General features: G+C 37.2%; 28 protein-coding genes, 1 tRNA gene and 2 pseudogenes. 17 read left to right on the top strand and 14 right to left on the bottom strand.

Annotated features, from left to right (window positions below; all coding sequences use genetic code 11):
- Window positions 1-29: 29 nt before the first annotated feature.
- Complete coding sequence (locus POD11_RS10685; protein ID WP_262457164.1) at window positions 30-1,004, bottom strand: LysR substrate-binding domain-containing protein; 975 nt, start codon at window positions 1,002-1,004, stop codon at window positions 30-32.
- Between the two features lie 20 nt (window positions 1,005-1,024).
- A complete protein-coding gene (gene ycaC, locus POD11_RS10680) occupies window positions 1,025-1,651 on the bottom strand; it encodes an isochorismate family cysteine hydrolase YcaC (RefSeq protein ID WP_002052204.1) in 627 nt (208 codons plus the stop codon).
- A 278-nt stretch (window positions 1,652-1,929) separates the two neighbouring features.
- On the opposite strand from ycaC, the gene POD11_RS10675 reads away from it, so the two are divergent.
- From POD11_RS10675 to POD11_RS10660, 4 genes are all read left to right on the top strand, one after another.
- Window positions 1,930-2,802, top strand: coding sequence for a pirin family protein (locus POD11_RS10675; RefSeq protein ID WP_262457163.1), 873 nt, complete (start codon window positions 1,930-1,932; stop codon window positions 2,800-2,802).
- 440 nt (window positions 2,803-3,242) lie between these two features.
- Window positions 3,243-4,541, top strand: a complete 1,299-nt coding sequence (locus tag POD11_RS10670) for an FAD-dependent oxidoreductase (protein ID WP_050501297.1) — start codon at window positions 3,243-3,245, stop codon at window positions 4,539-4,541.
- A gap of 4 nt (window positions 4,542-4,545) precedes the next feature.
- Complete coding sequence (locus POD11_RS10665; RefSeq protein ID WP_262457162.1) at window positions 4,546-5,373, top strand: SAM-dependent methyltransferase; 828 nt, start codon at window positions 4,546-4,548, stop codon at window positions 5,371-5,373.
- Window positions 5,374-5,381: 8 nt separating this feature from the next.
- Entirely contained in the window at window positions 5,382-5,807 is a 426-nt protein-coding gene (locus tag POD11_RS10660; protein ID WP_262457161.1) for a GFA family protein, read from the top strand.
- Window positions 5,808-6,035: 228 nt separating this feature from the next.
- Here the strand turns inward: POD11_RS10660 and POD11_RS10655 are convergent, their stop codons facing one another.
- Together POD11_RS10655 and POD11_RS10650 are read right to left on the bottom strand one after the other, a co-directional pair.
- The gene (locus POD11_RS10655; RefSeq protein ID WP_016143733.1) at window positions 6,036-6,413 is read right to left on the bottom strand and encodes a hypothetical protein; all 378 of its coding nucleotides are present in this window, start codon (window positions 6,411-6,413) and stop codon (window positions 6,036-6,038) included.
- Between the two features lie 239 nt (window positions 6,414-6,652).
- Complete coding sequence (locus tag POD11_RS10650; RefSeq protein WP_262457160.1) at window positions 6,653-7,300, bottom strand: hypothetical protein; 648 nt, start codon at window positions 7,298-7,300, stop codon at window positions 6,653-6,655.
- 72 nt (window positions 7,301-7,372) lie between these two features.
- On the opposite strand from POD11_RS10650, the gene POD11_RS10645 reads away from it, so the two are divergent.
- The 3 genes from POD11_RS10645 to POD11_RS10635 all read left to right on the top strand — a co-directional run bounded on the left by POD11_RS10645 (window position 7,373) and on the right by POD11_RS10635 (window position 9,828).
- The gene (locus POD11_RS10645) at window positions 7,373-7,726 is read left to right on the top strand and encodes a hypothetical protein (RefSeq protein WP_104075871.1); all 354 of its coding nucleotides are present in this window, start codon (window positions 7,373-7,375) and stop codon (window positions 7,724-7,726) included.
- 37 nt (window positions 7,727-7,763) lie between these two features.
- Window positions 7,764-8,969 carry a DUF2515 family protein gene (locus POD11_RS10640; RefSeq protein WP_262457159.1) on the top strand — a complete coding sequence of 402 codons (1,206 nt, stop codon included), beginning with the start codon at window positions 7,764-7,766 and terminating at the stop codon, window positions 8,967-8,969.
- A gap of 67 nt (window positions 8,970-9,036) precedes the next feature.
- A complete protein-coding gene (locus POD11_RS10635; protein ID WP_262457158.1) occupies window positions 9,037-9,828 on the top strand; it encodes a hypothetical protein in 792 nt (263 codons plus the stop codon).
- A gap of 168 nt (window positions 9,829-9,996) precedes the next feature.
- Here POD11_RS10635 and POD11_RS10630 read toward each other — a convergent pair.
- Both POD11_RS10630 and POD11_RS10625 read right to left on the bottom strand, forming a co-directional pair.
- Window positions 9,997-10,072, bottom strand: a tRNA-Thr gene (locus POD11_RS10630).
- Between the two features lie 92 nt (window positions 10,073-10,164).
- Window positions 10,165-11,079: a LysR family transcriptional regulator gene (locus POD11_RS10625; protein WP_262457157.1), complete on the bottom strand. Its 915-nt coding sequence runs from the start codon at window positions 11,077-11,079 to the stop codon at window positions 10,165-10,167.
- A gap of 101 nt (window positions 11,080-11,180) precedes the next feature.
- Between POD11_RS10625 and POD11_RS10620 the strand changes: the two genes are divergently transcribed.
- Window positions 11,181-11,513, top strand: a complete 333-nt coding sequence (locus tag POD11_RS10620; RefSeq protein WP_262457156.1) for a nuclear transport factor 2 family protein — start codon at window positions 11,181-11,183, stop codon at window positions 11,511-11,513.
- The gene (locus tag POD11_RS10615; protein WP_262457155.1) at window positions 11,510-12,292 is read left to right on the top strand and encodes an SDR family oxidoreductase; all 783 of its coding nucleotides are present in this window, start codon (window positions 11,510-11,512) and stop codon (window positions 12,290-12,292) included. Before POD11_RS10620 ends, POD11_RS10615 begins: the two co-directional genes overlap by 4 nt.
- Before the next feature lie 51 nt (window positions 12,293-12,343).
- On the opposite strand, the gene POD11_RS10610 is transcribed toward POD11_RS10615, so the two are convergent.
- Window positions 12,344-12,673, bottom strand: coding sequence for a gamma-glutamylcyclotransferase family protein (locus tag POD11_RS10610; RefSeq protein WP_262457154.1), 330 nt, complete (start codon window positions 12,671-12,673; stop codon window positions 12,344-12,346).
- A 23-nt stretch (window positions 12,674-12,696) separates the two neighbouring features.
- A complete protein-coding gene (sxtP, locus tag POD11_RS10605) occupies window positions 12,697-13,941 on the bottom strand; it encodes a multidrug efflux MFS transporter SxtP (RefSeq protein WP_200043516.1) in 1,245 nt (414 codons plus the stop codon).
- A gap of 140 nt (window positions 13,942-14,081) precedes the next feature.
- Between sxtP and sxtR the strand changes: the two are divergent.
- Window positions 14,082-15,003 (top strand): annotated as a pseudogene (gene sxtR / locus POD11_RS10600) (multidrug efflux pump transcriptional activator SxtR).
- Here sxtR and POD11_RS10595 read toward each other — a convergent pair.
- On the bottom strand, window positions 15,000-15,887 hold the full coding sequence (locus POD11_RS10595; protein ID WP_262457152.1) for a DMT family transporter: 888 nt from the start codon (window positions 15,885-15,887) through the stop codon (window positions 15,000-15,002). The pseudogene sxtR and the gene POD11_RS10595 sit on opposite strands and share 4 nt — an antisense overlap.
- Before the next feature lie 228 nt (window positions 15,888-16,115).
- Between POD11_RS10595 and POD11_RS10590 the strand changes: the two genes are divergently transcribed.
- From POD11_RS10590 to POD11_RS10580, 3 genes are all read left to right on the top strand, one after another.
- Window positions 16,116-16,859 carry a hypothetical protein gene (locus POD11_RS10590; protein ID WP_262457151.1) on the top strand — a complete coding sequence of 248 codons (744 nt, stop codon included), beginning with the start codon at window positions 16,116-16,118 and terminating at the stop codon, window positions 16,857-16,859.
- A 45-nt stretch (window positions 16,860-16,904) separates the two neighbouring features.
- Window positions 16,905-17,102: a hypothetical protein gene (locus tag POD11_RS10585; protein WP_262457150.1), complete on the top strand. Its 198-nt coding sequence runs from the start codon at window positions 16,905-16,907 to the stop codon at window positions 17,100-17,102.
- Window positions 17,103-17,179: 77 nt separating this feature from the next.
- Entirely contained in the window at window positions 17,180-17,575 is a 396-nt protein-coding gene (locus POD11_RS10580; RefSeq protein ID WP_262457149.1) for a hypothetical protein, read from the top strand.
- A gap of 46 nt (window positions 17,576-17,621) precedes the next feature.
- On the opposite strand, the gene POD11_RS10575 is transcribed toward POD11_RS10580, so the two are convergent.
- Together POD11_RS10575 and POD11_RS10570 are read right to left on the bottom strand one after the other, a co-directional pair.
- On the bottom strand, window positions 17,622-18,623 hold the full coding sequence (locus POD11_RS10575) for an aldo/keto reductase (RefSeq protein ID WP_262457148.1): 1,002 nt from the start codon (window positions 18,621-18,623) through the stop codon (window positions 17,622-17,624).
- A gap of 111 nt (window positions 18,624-18,734) precedes the next feature.
- Complete coding sequence (locus POD11_RS10570) at window positions 18,735-19,637, bottom strand: helix-turn-helix domain-containing protein (protein WP_262457147.1); 903 nt, start codon at window positions 19,635-19,637, stop codon at window positions 18,735-18,737.
- A gap of 1,035 nt (window positions 19,638-20,672) precedes the next feature.
- On the opposite strand from POD11_RS10570, the gene POD11_RS10565 reads away from it, so the two are divergent.
- The 4 genes from POD11_RS10565 (at window position 20,673) to POD11_RS10550 (ending at window position 23,264) form a co-directional block, all read left to right on the top strand.
- Window positions 20,673-21,221 carry a TetR/AcrR family transcriptional regulator gene (locus tag POD11_RS10565; RefSeq protein ID WP_262457146.1) on the top strand — a complete coding sequence of 183 codons (549 nt, stop codon included), beginning with the start codon at window positions 20,673-20,675 and terminating at the stop codon, window positions 21,219-21,221.
- 162 nt (window positions 21,222-21,383) lie between these two features.
- On the top strand, window positions 21,384-22,073 hold the full coding sequence (locus tag POD11_RS10560; RefSeq protein WP_262457145.1) for a hypothetical protein: 690 nt from the start codon (window positions 21,384-21,386) through the stop codon (window positions 22,071-22,073).
- A complete protein-coding gene (locus tag POD11_RS10555) occupies window positions 22,066-22,731 on the top strand; it encodes a hypothetical protein (RefSeq protein ID WP_262457144.1) in 666 nt (221 codons plus the stop codon). Before POD11_RS10560 ends, POD11_RS10555 begins: the two co-directional genes overlap by 8 nt.
- On the top strand, window positions 22,728-23,264 hold the full coding sequence (locus tag POD11_RS10550) for a hypothetical protein (RefSeq protein WP_262457143.1): 537 nt from the start codon (window positions 22,728-22,730) through the stop codon (window positions 23,262-23,264). Before POD11_RS10555 ends, POD11_RS10550 begins: the two co-directional genes overlap by 4 nt.
- Window positions 23,265-23,374: 110 nt before the next feature.
- Here the strand turns inward: POD11_RS10550 and POD11_RS10545 are convergent.
- The 3 genes and pseudogenes from POD11_RS10545 to POD11_RS10535 all read right to left on the bottom strand — a co-directional run bounded on the left by POD11_RS10545 (window position 23,375) and on the right by POD11_RS10535 (window position 24,374).
- Window positions 23,375-23,715: pseudogene (locus POD11_RS10545) on the bottom strand (hypothetical protein).
- A 77-nt stretch (window positions 23,716-23,792) separates the two neighbouring features.
- Window positions 23,793-24,011: a DUF6500 family protein gene (locus POD11_RS10540; RefSeq protein ID WP_262457142.1), complete on the bottom strand. Its 219-nt coding sequence runs from the start codon at window positions 24,009-24,011 to the stop codon at window positions 23,793-23,795.
- A 27-nt stretch (window positions 24,012-24,038) separates the two neighbouring features.
- The gene (locus tag POD11_RS10535; protein ID WP_174754052.1) at window positions 24,039-24,374 is read right to left on the bottom strand and encodes a winged helix-turn-helix transcriptional regulator; all 336 of its coding nucleotides are present in this window, start codon (window positions 24,372-24,374) and stop codon (window positions 24,039-24,041) included.
- Window positions 24,375-24,403: the final 29 nt, after the last annotated feature.

Here is a 24,403-nt window from a genome sequence, read left to right as displayed (position 1 = left end):
GTCATGCCCATTCATGACCGGTTTTTTATTTAAGTCGGTAGGTATCCTTCATGGCTTTCTGGTAAACGTCTGAGTTCTTCTATCAGTGTTTCAATGAGCTTCTCGACCACAAGACGTTGGCCTTTTCTGGATACATAAACCAGTTGTAGCATGCCAATATTCGACTTCCAGTCAGGAAGAATATGCACAAGTGTGCCTTTACGAATTTCAGATTCGACAGTTAAAAAGGGAAGATCGGCAATGCCTAAACCATCCATAACCGCATAGTAAACGCCTGCCAAATCATTACTTTTTATTCGTGGTTGATAAGGGATATCAACTGATTCACCGTTACGAATATTGCATAAATGCCAAATGTAATTTTGCTTTTGAGTTCCTAAGCTAATACTTGGAAATTCCTGTAATTCGGAATAATGCTCGATGGTGCGACCTTGCAGTAGTTCAGGGGAAGCCACTAGGCAGTGGTCGGTTTTAATCACATCACGAACAATTAAATTTGAATCTTCATTCGGTTCGAAATTGGTACGAATGGCGAGGTCGATATCATCATGCAGAATGTCTACTCGACGGCTCGTCAGCTCAAGCGATATTTCAACTTTAGGGTAGGTTTTTAAAAACTGATTTAAAATTTTTCTAATTTGAAAATGCATCATTAAAGGTGGGCAGCTTACTTTTATTACCCCTTGCGGTTCACTTTTTTGTTTTAACAAAACGTTTTCTGCACATTCAACTTGAGCAATAACTTTGCAGCATTCCTCATAAAATTCTTGACCTAAATCGGTCACTTTAAAATGGCGGGTTGTTCTTTGAATAAGGCTCACATTAAATTTATTTTCAAGATCAATAATACGTCGGCTGAGCTTAGATTTACTAATATTTTCGGCTTCACTGGCCGCACTAAAGCCGCCGTGTTTTACGACCAAATAAAAATAATAAAAATCATCAAAAGAGCTTATCAATGTCAGATCAATCCATTTAAATTTAAGATTAGAGTGCTTAGGCACTCTAATCTTAACAATTCAGCTTATTTTTGCGATGTATTAAAACTATAGCTGGTCATTAGGTTGCGATAATCAGGAATATGATTTGAGAAGAGTGCACCTAGACCTTCCACATCATTACGCCAGTCACGGTGTAACTCACATGCCATACCAAACCAAGTCATCAGCTGAGCACCTGCTTTTGACATGCGGTCCCAAGCAGCATCACGGGTTAATTCATTGAAAGTACCAGAAGCATCAGTAATCACAAACACTTCAAAACCTTCTGCGAGAGCAGATAAAGCGGGGAATGCCACACAAACCTCAGTGACCACACCAGCAATAATCAGTTGTTTCTTACCTGTCGCTTTGACCGCTTTTACAAAGTCTTCATTGTCCCAAGCGTTGATTTGACCAGGACGTGGAATAAATGGTGCATCTGGAAAAAGCTCTTTTAATTCTGGAACTAAAGGGCCATTTGGACCGTTTTCAAAACTCGTGGTAAGAATAGTCGGTAAATTAAAATATTTCGCAGCATCTGCAAGCGCTAATACGTTATTTTTAAATTTATCTGGGTCGATATCTCGAACTAAAGAAAGTAAACCTGCTTGGTGGTCAACTAAAAGAACCGCAGCATTATCCTTGTCTAAGCGCACGTAATCTTGAGCCATTTTTTATTTCCTCGTGTTATCAAAATGAATAATCAAAAATTATTTGAGTAGGTCGTCATTGCCTAAAATTATGCTAGTTGAGTTTTATGTTGTGTTTAAGTCTAAAAAATAGGATTAAGAATTTTAAAAATAGGACGATCACTAAGAGACTTTCTGAAAAATTGAGATTGTCTCATATATGAAATAATGTGTTGCTAATCCTGATCTATAACCTGCAATTATTGAGGCGTAAAATCAATCTCAGTTCAAGAAAATCCTACATATATAGGAGAGATCAGATGAAGAAATTTCTTGGTGCATATCAAAATAACCACATGCATTGGGTGGGTGATGGTTTCCCTGTATATAACCTGTTCTCTTATGACCGTTTAGGCCAAACCCTAAGCCCATTTTTGTTACTCGATTATGCAGCGCCTTATAACTTCTCACCAACGACCGAACAGCAAGGTGTAGGTTCGCATCCTCACCGTGGCTTTGAAACAGTGACAATCGCCTATCAAGGTGAAGTGACTCATAAAGACTCAAGCGGTGGCGGTGGAACCATTAAAACTGGTGATGTGCAATGGATGACTGCGGGTGCAGGCGTGTTGCATGAAGAGTTCCATTCTCCTGAATTTGCAGAGCATGGTGGTCTTTTTGAAATGGTGCAATTGTGGGTCAATTTACCTGCTCATTCAAAAATGACGCCTGGAAAATACCAAGCAATAGAAGCGAAAGATATTCCAGACATTGCACTAGACGAGCACGGTAGTCATTTGCGTGTGATTGCTGGTGAATATGCAGATGCAAAAGGTGCAGCAACGACATTTAGTCCGTTAAATGTATGGGATGGTAAATTGGCTAAAGGCCAAAAACATACCCTTTATGTACCTGAAGGTCACACTACGCTTGTTGTGATATTAGATGGCACAGTTGTGGTCAATGATGCAAATCGCCTTGAAGGTAAAACCGTTGCGATTTTGTCTCGTGAGGGTGTTGAGTTTAGTTTGAATGCAGAAGAAGACACTAAATTCTTAGTGTTAACTGGCCAACCACTCAATGAACCAATCGAAGGTTATGGTCCATTCGTAATGAATACCAAAGCCGAGATTATGGAAGCGATTAATGATTTTAATCGTGGAAAATTCGGTTCAATTATGCAAGAAGCTTAAATTGCTAAATGGCATTTAATTAAGCTCTAAAAGCAAAGTAATAAAAAGCCCGCTATCAAGTATGAATAGCGGGCTTTTTCGCTGTAAAGTTTCTATTTTTATGATGGTTTGCATTGTTGTTTCGGCATTGTTTTGTGTGATTTGCTTCTCATTATTATGAGTTAATAATATATTAAAAAAAGATGCTTGTAAAACAAATGATATAAATATAGTTAAATTATCTTATTTTATTTAAAAGATTTTTTTTAAATTTTTAAAAAATATAAGGTCTTATAGAGTTCTCTGGTTTTGTAAAAAAATATAAAAAATGAGACGAGTGAGCAGTTAAATATTTTCTATATAAATTGATGCAAAAAATAAAAATCTGGTAGTTTTTAATACGGTGTTTTTTTAGGGTATGAGTGATAATCAAAAAAATTCTCGAAAAATGGGACATCATTTTGAATATCGCAATTATTGGCAGTGGAATGGCAGGGCTTGCGGCAGCAAGAATTCTGAAAGATGCAGGGCATACGATCACGATATTTGAAGCACTTCCTGGCCGGGGAATGGATAGCCATAGCATTGAGTTCGATGGTGGAATTATTGATGCACCGCTACGTGTGATGAATCCTCACTTATGGAAAAATACACTTAGCCTTGCTGCTCATTTAGGCATTAAAACCTTCCCTGTTCGTACTTATATGTCTTGTAGCTGGTTATTCGAAGATCGTACGGAAACATGGTTAACGACTTCTCGTAGCCGTATTGGTAATTTCCCGATTATTAATAACCGTAAAGGCATCCAGCAATATGGCTGGCGTCTTGTGAAAGGGATGTTGCAATTAAAAACTGCGATTCACCAGTTTTTCAAATCTAAAAATCAAGATATTACCCTCGCTGAATTTATTAATCAGAATGATATTGAAGAAGTATTCTGGCATGGTGTGGTTATGCCAGTGCTTTATACAATTTGTACGTGTAATCCAAAAACAATTGGCGATTGGCCTGCAAAAAACTTACTTGAGTTTTTACGTCACTTAACTGATGGCGACATGTTGTTGCGCATGAAAGGTGGCACACCAGCATTTGTAGATAGCTTGATTAAAGGCATCGATATCCATAGCGGATCGGCAATTAAGAAAGTTGAACTACAAGGCGAAAAAGTACTGGTTGAAAACAGCCAAGGTGAACAGAACTTATTTGATCGAGTGATTGTTGCAACCCCAACATCTAAAATCGATGAGTTTTTAAATCCTGAACAGTTTGCAGAAGATATGAACTTGCTTAAGCAATTCCGCTTTGAACAAGGCGATCTTGTGATTCATACCGATGCGACAGTCATGCCGCCACGCCGTAAAGACTGGTCAGTGTTGAGCTACATGATGGACCGTAAGTTTACACGTCAGCAATTCACGGTATGGATGAATGCGGTTGAGCCAACACTTGTGGGTAAAAATCCTGTATTCCAAACTTGGCGTCCAGTGGTTGATATTGACCCTAAAAAAGTGATTTCAAAAGTGACTTTAACGCGTGCAGTTGTAGACTCGCAAACGGTTGCTTTAAACAAAGAATTGCAACAACGTCATTTAGACCCAAGCCGTAAAGTATTTTACTGTGGTTCATGGTCGTGCGATGGCTTGCCAATTTTAGAGTCAGCAGTCACTTCTGCAATGCATATTGCTGAAATTTTAGGTGCACCTTTACCATTTGTAGGTTTAAAACCTAAGGTCGAAGTTGCCCCAGAACTCGGCTACTAAAATTGTGAAAATAAAAGTTCGAGCAGCTCTTTCTCGACTCATTCCCCATAAATATGCGATTGATGCATCAAACTTGGGAGATGATGGGGAGCTTGCTTGGACAAATTTGGGTTTTTGGAAAAATACCCAAAGCTACCGTGAAGCTTGTCGCCAATTGGCTGACCATTTGGCACAAGCTGTCAATTTAAATTCAAAAGATCATCTCTTAGATTTAGGCTGCGGACAGGGTGCAAGTTTGTTGCACTGGTTAAAGCATTATCAGCCTAAAAGCCTCAGCGCAGTTGACTTACAAGCCCAATGCGTTCATAAAATTCAAAATCTTATTCCCGAAATAAGTCAGATTTTCTGCGGTTCATTTTTAAATTTAAAACAATTTGAATTTAAACAAGGCTTCGATGTAGTGCTCTGTATCGATGCGGCTTATCACAGCAATTTAAATTCATTTCTAGATTCGGTCACATCAGTTTTAAATTCAAAAGGTCGATTAGGTTTTCATTACTTAATGCGTGCCGACTCATGTCAAAACATGACTGCCCTACAAGAACAAAAGCATCGGTATTTACTCAAAGCAGCAGACGTTGTTTGGGAGGCTGTACCAAATGAGAAAATGCTAAGAAAGACTTTGGAACAACAAGGTTTCGTCGATATTCAAATTGAAGATTTATCTGAGCAAGTATTACTCGGTTTTTCACAGTATATTCAAAATCAGCAACGACAAAATCAAAGCCGAGGGTTGGCAAATTTTAAAATTCAAATGACTGCAAAGTTATGCCAACAACTCTACCAAAATGGATATGTACGTTATATTCAAATTACAGCAATAAAAAAATAGGATGAGCCATGTCAGCCAAATACCAAGGATCGTGTTTATGTGGAGCGGTGAGCTATCAAAGCGAAGCGGAGCCGCGTTATAGCTTTAATTGCCACTGTCGGGATTGTCAGAAGGCCACAGGTTCAGCCTATGCACCCATCGCTTTTTTTCACCAATCTGAATTGAAAGTAATTGGCGAGCTTAAATATTTTGAGTCTTTAGGATCTTCTGGCCGACCTATTAAACGAGCTTTTTGCCCGACTTGTGGTTCCCAGCTTTTTGGCTTACCTGAAATTGCCCCTGAAATGATTTCAATACGTGCAGGTACTTTGGATGACCCAAGTCTCTATCAGCCTAGAGCAGAGGTGTTTGTGAGCCAAGCCTATGCTTGGGATACACTAAATCCACAGCTTAAACACTTTGAAAAAATGATAGAGAAGAGAAAAGAAGGATAGAGGTAGTCTGACAAGCTCGTAAGCCTTTTCTTACAGACATTCGGGAAAATGACTTCTTTCTATGACCCTACAAATTACCTATGATGAACTCATCAGGAACAGGAAGTTCCGAAACGTAAAACAACAATAATAAGTTTAAGCATCAGGACGTGAGGTATTACAGGAAGTGTACCTAGTAACGAAATACGAAAAAAGCCCAACAGGATGTTGGGCTTTTTTCATTTTGTATTAATAAACTTGTTTTCCACCCAATGCTGCACAATCAACAGGTGTATTCCATTTCACCGCAGTACCTGTAAGTACAGGACGTACAATACGCCATGGCCAGAAGCCAAATCTTTGGCTTTGGTGATAATTAATCACTACATCTGCACCGTATTTACGAGCAACATTGGCTAATTTAGGTTTTACTTCTTCAAAACCCCCATAAGTTCCTTTTGCGGCTTTAATACGTTTAATAGATTTATAGTGCTCTGCTGAAGGAGTACCCTCAATTAAGCAAATAGGTGGGTTTGCAATAGTTTGTATTTGAGAAGCTGTATCTTGAGCAAATGCAGTTAAAGGTAAAGCTAGAAATAAAGTAGGTAAAATAAAACGGAGTCTCATATTTTTCCTTGTTAGTATCTTAATGAATTAAAGTTTATAAATAGGTCTTATGAACAGGTCCCTATTTGGTGGCGCATTATAATCTTATATTTTTAATATTTATTATTTTAATATTATATTTTTTAATAAACTAGCAGTGTCCTATTTCATTTGTTAAAAGAATAAAATTATTTTTAAGCTTAGGTTCATAATAAATATTTATTAAAAAAATATCTTTGATTAGATGCTATTTGATAACTTTATATATTCGACACATGATTAAGAAGAAATTCACTTCTTGATTGTAAGAAGATATCAAAACTTTGACTCATTAAGGGATCAATTTGGCTTTGTATCTTAAAAATAGGTGAAAGTTGTTTAATGTAGTAATTCATGCATTCAATTTTATTTGGAAAAACTGAATAATCTTTAAGTTCTGCATATAAAGATTGTAGATTACTTATGATCACATCAATGTTGGGGTGAGCAAGCAAAATATTAATTTCATTGCGTTCTAATGGGATAAGAAAATAATCTTGTTGAGGCGAAAATTTTTCAATTTTATAGAGTTGTGCTCCATTGTCATTATAGCTTGAACATAGCAGTTTACTATTCTCTACTTGAAAGAGATCATTTCCAATTTCTGATTCTCTAATAATTCTAGAAATAAGTAAGCAATGTGGCAGATCTTCGATTGCAGGAGTGGACAGATTTTTAAAAAGATTAACGGCTCGACTTATAACTTGATATTCACCAGACCCTGTAATTATACCATTTTGCCATGAATGCATTTTCAAGATTTTTTCAGGTGAAAATTTAATTATTCCATCTTTTTCTTGGCTAACTTTTTTGTTATCTGATGCAACAATAATGCTATCGTTTAATTGAATAGCAACAATAAAAGTCATGTGTAAATAAGTTAAAAAGTTTAGAATATTAGATTAATTATATATTAGTTTTCATAAAATAATAGGTAAATCATGGCTGGTGGTTCACAAATCATTATTAATAAGAGTGGTATTACGGTTATTACACCCGCAAAGTTTGAAGTAAAAGCTGGGCAGCATATCTTTAAAGGTGGTGCAGAAGTTGGAGTAAATCTACAAGGTTTACCTGCCTATGAAAAATATGATGAAAAGTTTAATTTATTCCTCCCTTCTGGTAAGCCTTTAACTAATGTGAGCTATAACATTCAGTCTAATAATCAAAGTTTTATGGCAGAAACTGATGTGAAAGGGAAAACTAAAAGGATAAATACTAAAGAAGCTGAACAACTTGATGTTGATTTAAATTGGTTGAATTTTGAACCTGATGAAAATGACCCAGTTAAATAATTGTTGCTTATTAATTAGTTAGAAGGATAAATTGTAAATGGCTGGTTCTCTTGATTGGGTTGGAACTACAAATAAGATTGAAAATAGTTGTAAATCGGTAAATTGCGACTGTACTACGATATGGGAATATTACCAACAGATGGCAATGACCCTATTATCTAATAAAAAAGATAATCAAAATTATCGTATAGAACCAGGTTATGAAGCCCGTGCTAGACGAATTGCATCGATCTACGCTCGTATTTATTTGGAAATGTTTCCTTTTACATCGAATCAATCTGTTACTGCAGCAACCTATAGTGGGCGTTTCTATTGGATGGGCTTAGGTGCTTTTGCATCAAAAACAGTTGCTGCAGTATTTGATCATATTGTTTCTAAGACTGGGTCAAATGCAGATGCTTTAATTAAATCGATCAGTTCTGATCATTATAATTTAGATAGTTTTGGAGTGTCAGGTATTCATACTTTTGCAAAAGGCAATCTATGGCTCTATATGGATATTAGTGTCTGGCATTTTGTTTGGGCTAAATCATCTGCAGATTTCAAAATTTGCGTAGGTAGCAGAAATACAACAACTTATAAAAAAGTTAAAAGCTCTTTGTATAATTTTCCATGGTCTGGTTGTTTAACAAAGATTAATAATCTTAAAGCAACCACAGAGATTCATAATGCATTTGAACAAACTTTACCTCTTATAGAAGGAGTATTTGCAGCTAATAGCTTGCGAAAAAACAAGTTTAAGTATGCGGCTAACCACTTGATGTATCATTTATTACAAATTGCAAATCAAGAACAGATCAATATTTTACAGAAAATTGTTTGGGATGATTCTATTGTACAAAATGGTGCAGATGTTCAACGTAAGGCTGGAATTCCAAAGGCTGAACTGATTCTTTCAAGTGAATATGATGGAACAATAAAAAAAATACATGCTGTCCGTGGCAATGTTTATTCTTATGAAACTGAATTTGGAAAAAAGATTAAGTCGTTACCCGAATCCCCAATCAGCACACCGCCAAATGGCACCAAAGTTGAGAATCAAGATAGTCGTATGCGTTGGATTAATTTGGCTGCTCAAAAATATCATCGTTTGATGTTGAGTGATGTTGGACGACCTTATTTAGAAAAAGAGTTACGCACAATTGCAGGTTGGAATACCAGTAAATGGGATGACGGTCTAAGTCGATTCGATAAATTATTTATTAAAATAGGAAAAGATTCAAATGATGGAAAGGGTGGTTAGTTATATATTCCTAATCTTTATTTTTTTAAATTTACAGGCCTGTCATGCCCAGCAAAAGGAACAAAAAATGTCTTCTCAACCTGAACTTTACATATTGAATTTTGGTATAGAAGGTGAAAAAAAGTTTAAATCTTATATGCAAACAGATGTAGACCAGCAACCAGCGGGAATGTCTTTTTTCGACCTCACTTGGGAACCTCCGCATTTAGCAAATATAAAAATAGACTTAGGTGAAAATAGTTTTATTATCAAGAATGTATTTTCAGCAATGGGAACACGGATTGACTACGCACAGCAAAACGAAGGTATCCAAATTATTGATATAACAGCAGGGTTAAATAAAGAAGAGTTTGTTAGTGAAGAGCAGGCTTATATGGCCTATAAGGAGCTATTTAGTCAATTACAAAAAGCAGGATGGAAGCAGTATTTTTTTCCAGGGTTAGCTCGGATTTCAACAAAAGATAACATGAAAGCTATGATTGAAGATGGCCTTATTATTGATTCTTATAATACTTTAACACTTAAAGAGTGGAGTGATTTTTTTAATAAAAAACCAACAGTTGCTACTCGGTTGTATGCTAATGGTATATTACTAGAGTTAAGTATAGATAAAACAAAATCAGAAAATAATAAAAAACAATATATGCTAAGATTTGCAGTGCAAACAATTAGATACGTAACAAAAAACTCAATTGAAAATGGGTATAAATTAACAGGGCCTGAGTTAAAAAGTGCTTTCGATGAAATGGTATTAGTAGATCAAAAAGAAAGAAGGAAAGCTGAAATTAAAGCTAAAAAAGAAGGTTTCCATATTGATGAGTCATATCGGGACCCAGATGTTTGGCAGTATGTAAAATAAAGGTTAAGCAAAATACTTGATCATTTTTAAATTTAAGTTTTATTCATTTTCGAACTGCTATAGAGATAATATCGCTATAGCAGTTTTTATTTTTAGATAAAATTTTGCTATTTAAAATATTCAGACAACAAAAAACCCCATAAATCAAATATTCATGAGGTTTAATGATGGTGCCGGCACACGGATTCGAACTGTGGACCTACTGATTACAAGTCAGTTGCTCTACCAACTGAGCTATGCCGGCGATGTGGTGAGAATTTTACAGTTTCTTAAAAAAATTACAAGCCAAAAAATGAGCAGTTAGATGTTTTCTCATTTCTGATCATGGCAAACAGTTTAAAGAATGGGATAGGAAGGAAGAAGTCGTTGTTCACGCGCTAAGTCAATGAAAGCACGTAGCGCAGCACTCGGATGTTTTCCTTGTGGGTAATATAAACATAGACCCGCATAGTGAGGTGTCCACTCCTCCAAAACACGTATGAGTCGACCTTGTTCGATGAGAGGAGCTACAAACCAATGGCCTGTATAAGCTAAGCCAATACCAGATAAAGCACTATCAATGGCTAACATATAGGTATCAATTGTAAGATGTCCTGAAACATCGACCGTTAAAGATTCATTGTTTTGAGTAAATTCCCACTTATAAATTTTACCGCTAGGTAATCGTAGGCGAATACATTCATGCTTTAACAAATCAGAAGGTATGTGGGGCATACCATGTGTATTCAGATAAGCTGCTGTTGCAACTACTGCCATGCTTTGCTTAGGGCCTATTTCAATGGCAACCATATCTTGTGGGACGGTACTGGCAAAACGTATACCAGCATCAAAACCTTCTTTCACAATATCAATAAATTCTCCGTCAGAAACGAGATCAACTCGTACATCCGGATAGCGACGGATATATTCAATGATTACAGGATGCAGAATTTGCCGAGACATACCTTCTTCTGCATTGATTCTTAATGTTCCTGAAGGAGTGGCGCGACGGTCTAATGTCTCTTGAACAGCAAGATCAATTTGTTCCAAGGCTGGGGTAATACGATTTAAAAACTGCAGTCCTGCTTCGGTCAGTGAAACACTACGAGTTGTACGATTAAATAAGCGTATCCCTAAATGATGTTCTAGCTGAGCAATATTTCGGCTGAGTGCTGAAGATGACATATCGAGTTCAACTGCTGCTGACCGAAAATTACGGTGGTTGGCAAGCGCAATTACCGCTTTTAGATCCGTTAGGCTAGTGTTATTCATTGTCCCGATTTCTGCATTAATTCATCCCATATTATCCCTCTTATAACAAGAATCTTGTAGGGCTACAATCGAAAGCATCAATTTACATAAGGCTTAGATATATGGCTCACCAAATTTTATTGCCATCAATCATTCAACACTATTTTGAATCAGATCGGCAGACGGCAGAAGCAGTAGTTGCTTGTTTTACAGAGCATGGTGTCGTGCGCGATGAAGGACACGAATATATGGACCATAAGGCTATCTTAGGCTGGAAACAGCAAGCTTCGACTCAATACGAATATTATGCTGAACCACTGAGTATAGAGATGCAGAACGGAAAGTATGTGGTTTTAGCACGTGTAGAAGGTAACTTTCCCGGTAGTCCGATCAATTTACATTATACCTTCCAGTTAACCGATGAAAAAATTGAAGTATTGGAGATTACCGTATGAATTTTCCTTTACAACTCTTAGGAAAAAAGGCGTTAGTAACAGGTGGCAGTAAGGGAACAGGAGCTGCTGTTGTAAGAGCATTACATGAGGTAGGTGCGGAGGTCATGACCGCTGCTCGCCATCCTGTACGGGATTTACCACAAAATGTGCATTTTATTGAAGCTGATTTAACTACAGCTAAAGGATGCAGTGAGCTAGTGCAGGCTGTGCAGAAGCACTGGGGGAAAATTGATATTGTTGTACACGTTTTAGGTGGTTCATCTGCTCCGGCAGGCGGGTTTGCTGTATTGGGTGATGAAGAATGGGAGAGAGAAATTAATTTAAATTTAATGCCTGCCATTCGTCTGGATCGGGCTTTGGTACCTCTGATGTTAGAGCAAGGTTCCGGTGTCATTATTCATGTAACTTCCATTCAGAGAGAACTGCCTTTACCAGAATCAACGACTGCATATGCAGCAGCAAAAGCGGCGTTATCTACATATAGTAAAAGTTTATCTAAAGAGATTTCTCCAAAGGGAATACGTGTTGTTCGCGTTGCGCCGGGATGGATTGAAACCGAAGCTGCTGTGGCTCTGGCAGAGCGTCTTGCACTCGAAGCAGAAACAAATTATGAAGGTGGGAAGCAAATCATTATGAATGCTTTGGGTGGAATTCCGTTAGGGCGCCCAAATAAACCGGAAGAGGTGGCAGATTTGATTACTTATTTGGTCTCTGAACGGGCTTCGGCGATTACGGGTACTGAGTTTGTGATTGATGGTGGTACAGTGCCGACTGTGTGAAATATAAAGATGCGTGCTATCTGCTTTTAGGAAGACAGCACGCTGTTTGATTTATTGAGTTTTCAACACATAGATAAACGAATCAACACGTTCACCATTATTTAAAGTGACTTGCACAGGTACTCTTTCATAGCCTTCACCTTCAAAGTCATCGAGTAATTTCCAGTTTGCGTCTAGCTGTTCTGAGCTAAAAACAAAACCTTGCACTTGATTGCTACTATCATCAAGTACAATTCCCGGATAGCCTAAATCTGCTCCCCAGCCTTCATTGCGCAAATTTCCGTTTACCCAACCTTCTGACCATTGTCCGCCAATATTTTCAAGTATATGTGCATTAGGACGGCCTGGGCCTAAAGTGCCATAAACAAATAAACTCGACATGTGATTTTCCTTTACCTTAAAAATTAATGTGCTTTTGCGTGTGTGGTATAAACCGCTAAAAAAATTCCAAATAATGAAAGTACGACGGTTAAAGCTACAATTGCATTCCATCCGCCGTGTAGCCAAAACCAACCGCCCGCCGAGCCGACAATACTTGAACCCATATAGTAAAACAGTAAGTAGAGCGAACTGGCGTGGGCTTTAGCTTGTTTACTTTCAGCACCCACAGAACTACTCGTAAGTGAGTGGGTAATAAAGAAACCCGTAGTAATAAATGCAATGCCAATAATAATGCCGAAAAGAGAGGTGAGTAGGGTCATGAGGCTACCCACAATCATGAGTGCAAAGCCACTCATCATCATGGTTTTTTTACCGAAACGCTCGGCTAGCGTTCCTGCCAATGATGAAGACACCATACCGAAGCTATACGACAAGAAAATAAGGCTAATTTGCGTCTGACTGAGTGAATAAGGCGCCCCACTTAAACGGAAAGTGGCATAGTTAAACAAGGTCACAAACACACTCGTAAGCAAGAACCCAATGGCAAACAGACGTAATAGTTTTGTATTGGTTAAATGGGTACGCCACATTTGCATGTGAAACCCTAAATTTAGTCCTTTTTTCTGTACAAAATTACGTGAGGCTGGCAGTAGATTGACGAAGGCGATTGAACAAATAAAACAGATTGCGCCCAGTAAACCTAAAGCTGTGCGCCATGAAAAATACTCAATTAAAATACCCATGCCGACACGACCCATCATGCCACCAAAAGCCGTACCTGCAATATATAAACCCATGGTTTTACCCAAGTGTTCAGGTGCAATTTCTTCGGCAATCCACGCCATTGTCACTGCGGGTACACCACCAAGCAGCAAACCTTCTAAAGCACGGGCCATCAGTAAGCTGTGCCAGTTCGGTGTAAACATTGAGACAATATTTAAAATTGCGGCACATAACATTGATGTAAAGATCACGCCACGGCGGCCAATCGCTTGTGAAAAGGCACTGGATAGCACAATTGAAATTGCTAAAAAGGCCGTCGTTAATGACAGGGCTAAAGAGCTACTTGCAGGGCTAATGTGGAAACTTTGGCTAAATGCGGGCAACAGCGGCTGTACACAATAAATCAGTGAGAAGCTAGCAAAGCCAACCAAGAATAAAGCAAATCCTGCATGCTTATAGGCTTTAGTGCCTTTGTGAATCCACTCGCGGGACAGAACAGAAGTTGTCTCAGTACTTAAGGTACTGGGTGTAGATGAAGAACTCATATCATGACCATGACAGAAAGAAAGTACAGCGCTTTGGGAGCACGCTGCATCGAGAAAATTCGATGAATTAAAATTAGCAATTTAGAAGGTATTTTTCTAATATATTTAACAATAGGTCATGATACGTTTTATATATAGCGATGGAACTCAGACATATACGCTACTTTTTAGCGGTAGCAGAAGAAAAAAACTTTACCAAAGCTGCGCAGCGCTTAAACATGAGCCAGCCGCCTTTAAGCATGCAAATACGAGACTTAGAAGAAGAACTGGGTGCAGATTTATTTATTCGATCTCCGCATGGGGTGGAGCTAACTGAAGCAGGGTTTGCCTTTTTAAATGCCATTCAGCCTGTACAGCAGCGTGTGGAAGATGCAGCGACCCTTGTTAAACAAGTGGCAAATGGCGAAGTCGGCCAATTAAGATTAGGTTTTACAGGGACTTCAATGTTGAACCCTTTAATCCCTAAATGCGTTCGCTATTTTCAGCAGCAATATCCGAAAGTGAATTTAAAACTTGAAGAAGCTAACACTTTACTGCTCATCGATTTATTGCTTGAGGACCGTTTAGACGTTGCGATTATTCGCTCACCTCGCAACATTCCAGACAGTTTAATTATTCAAGAATTATTGGCAGAACCACTCATTGCTGCTTTGCCTTCCGAGTCTTTTCAACTCGACGATGCATCACCAGAAATTGATTTAACGGCACTACGAGAGCTTAATTTTATTGTCTCGCCGCCTTCCATTAGCGCAGGGCTTTTTGATGCGATTAAACAAGCCTGCCATGAGTGTGGCTTTGAACCGAAAATTGGACAAAACGCTCCACAAATTGTGTCTATTTTATCGTTAGTCTCTGCAAACTTAGGAGTGTCTTTGGTTCCCGAGTCGACCAAACAATTGCAAATACAAGGCGTGGCTTATCGCTCTTTGAAAGCACCTGTACCTACGGTGGGTTTAGGGCTTGCTTATAAAAAACACGCCCCTTCACAAATGGCGATTAACTTTGCCAGTGTGGTGCAAGTGGCTTGTCACCACGCAGACGAATATCAATGAAATCGGCTAGCTTGTTTTTGGCGCTTTGTTCATTAAAAAAATGCCTGCAATAATAAAAATCGCGCCATATAGAAATGACAAAGTCGGCTGTTCATGAATGAAAACCCATGCCATAAGCGCTGCGAAAATAGGTTCAGAAAGCTCGGTCACCTGTACTTTTGCGGCACTCATATAAGACAACGCTTTGGTGGTACAGAAAAAGCCCAGAATGGTCGGCAGCACAGCTAAACCAATCAAACCTAAAACAATGTCACTATTAAAGTTTATGGTGTGTAAATTTATTAAAAAAGGAACGGCAAGATAAACACTGCCAAACAGCAATAAATACTTGGTTAGAAACAGGCCGCCGTTTAATTTGAACTTTTTAACTAAAACCGAAAATAGGCCATAACCTGTGCCAGCAATAGAAGCATTGACCAGCATTAAAAGGCTATTTTCACCTTTCCACGAAATAATACTAATACCCGCGACAGCCAATAATGTTCCAATAAGAGAATGAATATAGATACTTTCTTTTAAAATAAACCGACCAAAAAATAGGGCAGAGATGGCAGCCGAAGCCATGAGTACCACCACAACATTAGCTGCTGCACCGTGGTTGTAGGCAATGGTTTCGAAAAAGAATAGCGAGAAAATTCCTAAAAAAGCACATATGGCAATTTGAGTAAAAATGCTGAGTTTACTTGGCGTGCTGCTAATGTATGCAATCTTTTGGCTAACAGGAACTTTAAATAAAAACACACTTAAAAAGAAAAAGGCGATGATGGTTTTTAAAAAAGCAATGTCTTGTGGGCTTAAACCGCTGTGCATGAGTAATTTACTAATTACGCCAATAGAGGCATTAAGTGCAGCCGCACAAAGTGCAAATAGGGTTCCAATAATTAAATTATTCACTCTTATAATTCTTCCTAAGTTTTACGCATGCAGTCTACAATATTTTTTGGATGAATATTCAACTAAAATAACTAGTTAATGCTTCATATTTATAAAGATTTATTCTGAATTAATTTAATAAACTTTATAAAAACCTAAATGCTTGTAATAGACTTTTGTTTCAGAGAATTGTGATTTATAGAGCTTACTCATATTATATAATTAGTTAATTATTAAAGAATTTTAAAAATGATTAAATCGATTATTTCAGGTTGCGCGGTTCTCACACTTTCGGCATTGTCGGTGACTCATGCAGAGTTTTCTTTTGAACAAGAACTACAACAAAGCTGTAGTAAAGTGAAGCAATATGCGAGCTTAGGTAAGAAATTCTACGACCAAAAACAATATAAAAAAGCGCTCGAAAATTTCCAAAACCAAGCCTCTTGGACTGCATTTTGTAAAGCTAATGCAGATGAAACCACAGTTAAATTTACCGACCGTGATATTGAAGTTGCCAACAATAACGTGGGCTTAGCCTATGCCAAATTGGGTCAGCCACTTTGGGCAAGATCGTGGTTTATGCTTGATGAAAAATCAAAGTCGAGTCAGTTTAATCTTAAGCAGTTGCCTCAACCTAAAGCATCAAATGATTTGTCAGGTGAATATGTGCGTTACTCAGGTTTTGGTGAGTGGGATCACATCACGGTAAGCCGTAAGCAGGGCCAATATGCAATCAGTTATGCCGGTTTATATATGGGACTTAGAAGCTTGATCTACGGCCCAAATATGGGTGAGTTTGACACCAAAATGCCGACTAATAAAAAGCAAACGGTTTATAAAAATGAAGACTGCCGTATTCAGTTCGATTTTAAATCTAATGCGAAATTAGGAAATTATATTCAGGTTAAACAAAACGAAGGTGAGTCGGGTTGTGGCTTTGGACATAACGTATATGCAGATGGAACGTATTTAAAAGTTGAGTCTGGAAAATAGTAAATTCCTTACTGTTCTTTTCTAAGATTTAAAAAGGAAACTTGAATGTTAAGTTCGGCAAATATTGGCCATGGCATTATGATGGGCTTTGTAATGCTCGCTAGTATCTTAGTAATTATAATTGCAGTAATTGTTGGGCTATACGGTAAAAAGCGTAAAAATAAGTCTGAGACAGAGAATATGGCCTTTATTATTCTTTTATGTATTGGTATAGCTGGTTTGCTCTATTCATATATGGGATAGCTGTATGTCCATACTGGAATAAATTAAAAAATATGATTAGTGAAAAATCATAAGATTAATTTTTTAGGAACTAAATAATGAAAAACATATTTGCATCTTTGCTGCTTGTTTCGACGGCTATTTTCTCTGCGCAGATTTATGCAGATGTAGCCAATACATCATGTAAAGAAGTGAAATTTCAGCAAGCTGACCAAGCTTGGAGTGGACACTATTATTTAAATGGCGTGATGGAAGTCGGTTCGGAGCTTTTACTTCAACCCGACGGTAAGTTTCAATGGATGTTGGTTGTGGGTGCTTTAGACCAATATGCCGAAGGCACATGGTGGAAAAACGGAGACTGTATTGGTTTAAAACCAGAGGCTAAATTTAAAAAGGATTTAAGTATTTTCCCTGAAAGCCTAAATATTTCTGACAAATCCTTAGACGCGATCTGGGAAGGTGGACGCCAGCAAGGCACATATAGCAAAAATTAAATTAAAAAGTCCGACACAGAGTCGGACTTTTTTTATGGCTTATATTTTAATGATTGACCGCTGCAAGTTGCTGAGCGTTATAGCGTGCGCCCATGTTTGGATATCTCGCAATAATTGCGTCGATTTCTGCCAAATCTGCCGCTGTTAAATCAAGATTTACAGCACCTGCATTTTCTACAAGCCGCTCGATTTTACGCGTACCCGGAATTGGAATGATGTCATCACCTTGCGCCAAAATCCAAGCCAAAGCCAATTGAGCCGCTGTCGCATTTTTGCTTTGAGCAAACTCGCTAAATGCTTGCGCCAAGCTTTGGTTATTTTTCCAGTTATCGCCCTGATAGCGTGGTAACTGGCGACGGAAATCGTTTTCGTCTAGGCTACCCACATCAAGCGTATTGGTAATTAAACCACGCGATAACGGTGAATACGGCACAAGGCTAATGCCTAACTCACGAATGGTTTGTAAATGGGTCTGTTCAAACTCACGGGTGAGTAGCGAGTATTCATGTTGAACCGCTGCAATCGGGTGAATCGCATGCGCTTTACGAATGGTTTCTGCCGACGCTTCACTAAGTCCTAAATAACGAACTTTACCTTGTTTCACCAAGTCAGCCATTGCGCCAATAGTGTCTTCAACTGGAATATTTGGGTCAATGCGGTGTGCATAATACAAATCGATCACGTCTGTATTTAAGCGTTTTAAACTGTTTTCGACCGCAACTTTAATCCACTCTGGAGAACCGTCGATATAAGACTCTAAAGAGTTTTTCGGGTTAAGGTTATCTTCTTTATAGCGAAAGCCAAATTTGGTCGCCAAGAACACTTTGTCGCGATGTTTTTCTAAAACTTTTGAGAGCAAAACTTCGTTTGCGCCGTTGCCGTACATGTCGGCAGTGTCCCAAAAGTTAATGCCGAGGTCTAATGCCTTTTCTAGAGTGGCAATGCTTTGTGTGTCATCTGAGGCACCATAGGCAAAGCTCATTCCCATGCAACCTAAACCAAGTGCTGATACTTTTTCGCCTGTTTGTCCTAAAGTTCTATATTTCATTTTTCACACTCTTTTTGCAAAATCACTTGAGTAGAAAAACTATAAAATGCTTTGGCTCAAACTGACGTATAACATTCAAACCAATAATTATAAAATTCAAACAATCTGTTTTTAGGCGATACAATCTTCACGGAATTTTTTAGGCGAAAAACCCGTATTTTTCTTAAAGAAGTTGGTGAAATATGCTGAATATTCAAAGCCTAAGCTATAGGCAATTTCGGAAATATTCCAACTGGTGTGTTGTAGCAGCGCTTTGGCTTCTTGCGTAATGCGCGAACTAATATGCTCAGAGGTGGTTTTGCCTGTGGCTTCTTTTACAGCTCGGTTTAAATGGTTCACATGCACCGACAAGCCATAGGCATAGTCATTTGCAGTTTTGAGTTTAAGCTGAAAATGGGGCGAGTCGATCGGGAACTGGCGTTCTAATAGCTCAAAGAATAAATGGCAAATGCGCACCGCAGCATTGCTATGTTTTTCAAACTGTTGAGTCGGTTGCATTTTCATGGCTTCATGCACAATCAGGTGCAAATAGTTTCTTAAAACGTTGTATTTATGAATATAGTCTGAATTTATTTCATTCATCATCTTTTTGAAAATAAATGAAATTTCCTCAACTTGTTGGTCGTTTAAAAAATATAGCGGGTCGCCGTCGACTTTAAATAGCGGTGAGTCTTTTAAAAAGCTTTGTCGCGATTCTTGGTTTACAAACTCTTCGGTAAATAGACAAAACCAGCCTGCCTGTTCGGGCGAATTAATTTCCCAAGCGTAGGGAACCATTGGGTTTGAAAACAGTAAAGCAGGGCGGTCGACTCGTATCCAGCGGTTGGCGTAGTGAAGTTCGCCTGTGCCTAAAACCAGTGAAATTTTATAATAATCGCGGCGGCTATAAGGTGTGAGGAACGAGCAGGCATCGCGTTGGAATACGTTAAAATGTCCAAACGAAGTTGATGGAACCGAGTAATCGCTATCTCTGGTTAAAGAAAAGCGGCGATAAAAATCATGTATGGTTTCCATGTTTCTGCCTGCATGCGTTATAAATTTATTTAAAGTTATAAAATTCAAACTTTATTTACTGTAGCTTTTATTTATAGCGCGATCAATCGGGTCATTTAAGCGGTTTGAAAATGAATGATAAATTAACAATGAGAAAAATGAGCCAATAGAAATAAAAATATTTTATAAATTAATAATATATGAATATTGACACTTAAAAACTTGATAATTATTCTTTGTCTGCAACTGATTCTGCGGTAGAACGAAAAGGGGACACTTTCGGGTGTGCTGGTACTGTACCCAGCCTGCTAACCCCTTTTCGTTCTGTCACCATTCTACGGTAGAGTGATAAGAGGACACTTTCGAGTGTGCTGGTTCTGTGTGTCCAGTCTGCTAACCTCTTTTCTTTCTGCCACCAATTTTACTATTATGATATCGTTAAATTTAAGTTGAATGACTGTTTAGCTTAAATATCTAATTGAATGAAAACAAAAATTATTTAACTAATTTCTATTCAACCTTACATTGACACTCAAAAACGCGCGGATTATCCTTTGCCTGCTGGCCTACATTGCCAGTCGATTTTGACAGATCGATATAACACACAAGACATCAAAAAGTTCTCTTTTTGGTGGCGAACTCGTTCGTCCCCCTTCGTAGCGGTAGGGCGAGGGAGGGACGCCTTGTGCGTGCTGATTCTTGTGTGTCAGTCTGTCAACCTTCTCTCGTTCTGCCACCATCATTTGACAGTGATCGGGTAGAACTCCTTTACACACAAGGAGTCCGCACATGCGTACTATTTCATCTCTCTCATTGGCAACCTTCGCCAAAATTTTTACGTCTATATCGCACTGGTCTTTAAAACGGTTTAACCGACTCTAGGTTTTAAACGATAGGTCATTACGACTAAAAAATCATAGCAACAATAAAACCCGAGATAGGCGAGCACACCTTTTTGTGTGACTTACCCATGCTTGTTTTTAGCGCTCAATTTAAGAGTGACGGCATGTCTATCTCATTTACTTACAACAAAAAATTATTTTAAACGGTATAAAAATGCCAAATTTAGAAGCATCATTTAGAGCACTACGCGTGCTCCACGCAGCAAAAGATTTATTTAATCAACATGGGTTTTACATCGGGGTCGATCGAATCGTTGAGGAAGCCAAAATTCCCAAAGCCACTTTTTATAACTACTTTCACTCCAAGGAAAGGCTCATTCAGATGAGCTTAACTTTTCAAACAGATGCATTAAAACATGAGGTGTTTTCAATTATTCACTCTTACAGTGAACTTATGGCCTTCGATAAACTCAAGAAAATTTACTTTTTACATGCAAACTTAGAGGGATTTTATCGGTTGCCATTTAAAGCAATTTTTGAAATTGAAAAGCTTTATCCAACGGCCTATAAAATCGTGACTGACTACCGAAACTGGTTTATTAAAGAAATTCATAAACTGCTTTTAACCGTAAAACCTGCCGCTACAGTTGAAGATGCGCACATGTTTTTATTTGTGATTGATGGCGCGATGGTGCAGCTTTTAGGGACCAATAACACCGATGAAAGGGATGCATTACTCGACTATTTTTTAAGTCGGATTTGATGGGCGAAGGCCCGACGGGAGTTGGGCTTTTTGAAAATTTTTTAATGAGAGTCCCGTTAAGTCGGGATAGTGAGTTGGTTGTGTAAAAAAAACGATTAACATTAAGCTTATTTCATAATAATATATTAAACTAAGTTATTAATTTAATTTTTATTTAATATAATGAAAAATATCCACGAGACACATCAATTGTTCTTTTTTTCCAAGAACATTGAGTTATCTACTGTTCCTGCTGACATAAGTAAAGTTTTAAGCGTTTTAACGCCATTTGGGTTAATTCCTACAATTAATAATGAGTTTGATATATTTAAAACAGTAAAAAAACAATTCCTTTCAATGATTCATATAGATGAGTCCATGCGGGTAGAATTTCCATCATCTGGGATAGTAATTTCTAAAGATGGAGGAACTCTTAAAGATTTCGTAAATTTGGCTCTTTCTATTTTAAAGGCTCTTAATACATTATTTCCTCTAGCTCGCTCCAATAGATTATCTTTAGTAAATAATAAGTTCTTTGCGGGAAGTGAAGAGCAGTTCCAAGAAGTATATGAACGTATTTTTACATATAAATCTGTTTCTCCCATTGAATGGGAAAATAGAATTGTACTTAGAGAAGATCTATCTTTAATTAATGAAAAAATTAATAAAGTAAGTACTATAAGAAGAGGTGAGGTGAGATCTCAATTCATTAATCAATCTGAACCTACTGATGTAATTATGTTTGAGATAGATACTAATACTTTACCTACTTATACAGATACTCGATTTGATCTAAGTAATGCTGAAGAAATCTATAAAGATTTTAGCCGTATACATAGTGAGCTTTTTGAGGAATTGAAAAGATATGAGTGAGATAAATAATAATTCTTTGATAAAAAACATGAAAGATTTATTTTTGAATTTATCTAATTCCTCTTACTATGATCATGAGTTTTTGGAAAGAGAAAATACTAGATTTTATAAGCAATTAGATCTATTGGTTGATGATAGTAATTATGACAGGCCTATTTCTTTTAATATTTTAAAAGATCAAGATAATAGGACTTCGCCTTATCAAAAAGATTCAACCATAGATATCGAAATTATTGCTAATAAAAAGGCAAAAAGTATTAAAGAGACATTGCGGTTTGATAATTATATACCAGGAGAAGTATCTAAAACTCAGTTACTTTTTGAAGGTCTCTATAAGGAAAATAATCTAGTATTTAAAGAAGCCTATCAAAAATGTTGGTTAGATTTATATAGAATGAATGATACTGAGAACTTCATTAAGTTTATAAGTATCTCTTCAGATATAGATTATTCATTGTTACAAGAACGTGCAGAAAGTTTAATTATTGCTGGGTATGCTCATGTGGACCCATTTGTAATGGAAGCTGCAATTCGTGCAATAGAGAAATGGCAAGAGCCCAAACTTGTAGCTTACTTGAATCAGATGAGACCATCTGAAATAGATTGGATTGAGCAGTACAAATCTGAAGTTATAGAAGACTTATCAGTGATTTTATGAGTTATTTATTACGAGCATTCTTAAAAAATGAATGGCAGAAGAATAGTGGAAAAAGTCTAGATGATTTTTATGCAGATCCTATTACGAAATGTATAAAAACGTCGGGAAACACTCTCTCGGTATGGACCTCTTCAACTAATGACTTTGATTCAACTGAGTTAAAAGATTTAATTTTGGCATTTGCGTCTTCTACTAATCAGCCCGCGACATTAGACTTTATATTATTAGACGAGAAAGAATTAAGTGCAAAAGATATAGAAATTATTGAAACTGAAGGTATTACAAAATTTTCAGCTCAAAAGGATAAGCATCGTGATTTAGCTAATTTAACTTACCAAAAGTTGGGTGTAGTTAGTATTCATATTATGAATCAGGCTAATATTGCTACTAATGTATATCGTATAACTGTATCTAAACTCTTAAATTTAATGGCTGAAGCAGTTCAAGGGGAAAAGCCGAAAATTAAACTTGATGATTTAAGCGAAAGTTGGCAAAAGCATATCCAGAAAGTTTTAAATAGAAACAAAACATAATATCTAAGTTATTTCCCTATTAAAAAGTTAATTACTTTTATATTTTGTATGTATTTAAATTCTATTGAAATACAGTATTTTGAAAGCTATAAAGTGTGCTGAGGATAAGTTTATATTTTTATTCGATAACTTTGAGCTAAATTTAGAATATATTTTTCAGGATTCTTTGTAATAATTTCATCAAAAAAATAGGACTATTTTTTAGAATTTCGGGTGCTTGTGCTGTGTCAGACTGACGTTGTAGAGCTAATAAAATGGTGAGCAATTCATATGTATAGGCTGGTTGAGCCTCATCTTTAAGAAGCTCTATAACATGTGAAGACAACTCAAAAGCTTCTGTTGCTGATAGCGAATAAACCTTCTCATCAATGAAGCTAGACAAGTACCATTCATCTAAATCTTCTTCTGAGGCTAATTTTTCAAGAAAATTAGATAAAGTATTTATAAACATTTTTATCTTTTCTCACTTTATCTCTAGTATAGAAATTAAAGACTATCCTCTTTTCGAATAGTCTTTTCCTCTAACCTTTACTGCTCACTCAAAACCAATTCTTTAATCTTAACCGCTTTCTCAAAGTGATCTAGCTTATGCTCCATAATCCACCAATGCGCTGCTTCCATCAGTAACTCAGGGTTATCATTCTTATTTTTAAAAAAAGCGTAAAAAGACAGACCGACATTGTCTCCCTTCTTTTCAATTTTTTCGTCGCATCCCTTAACAAAAATTTCTCTTAATTCATTTCTCATATTTAGTATCACTTCAAGTCTATAAAACTAAGACGGCTTATTGCGCTCGCCCCATTCGCACATCATATCTAATAAAGGAATTAAAGACTGTCCTCTTTCAGAAAGGCGATACTCAACCTTTGGCGGAATTTGAGGATATTCTTTACGAATAATCAGTCCATCTTTTTCCAACTCTTTAAGTGTATTGCTGAGCGTCCTAAACGAAATATTGCCAATGCAGCGTTGCATCTCATTAAACCGCATGACGGTTTTTCCATACAGCCAATACATGATGATCATCTTATATTTGCCATTAATCAAAGAAAGGGTGTACCCAAAACCCGTATCTTCTAATGGTGTATATGACGGAAGGCAGTCGTCCATTTTTAAAATCCATACTATCTTTTAGTATA

The sequence above is a fragment of the Acinetobacter sp. P1(2023) genome, assembly GCF_028367635.1.
Classification (GTDB): domain Bacteria; phylum Pseudomonadota; class Gammaproteobacteria; order Pseudomonadales; family Moraxellaceae; genus Acinetobacter; species Acinetobacter pittii_E.
This window is presented reverse-complemented; position numbering and strand designations above follow the sequence as displayed.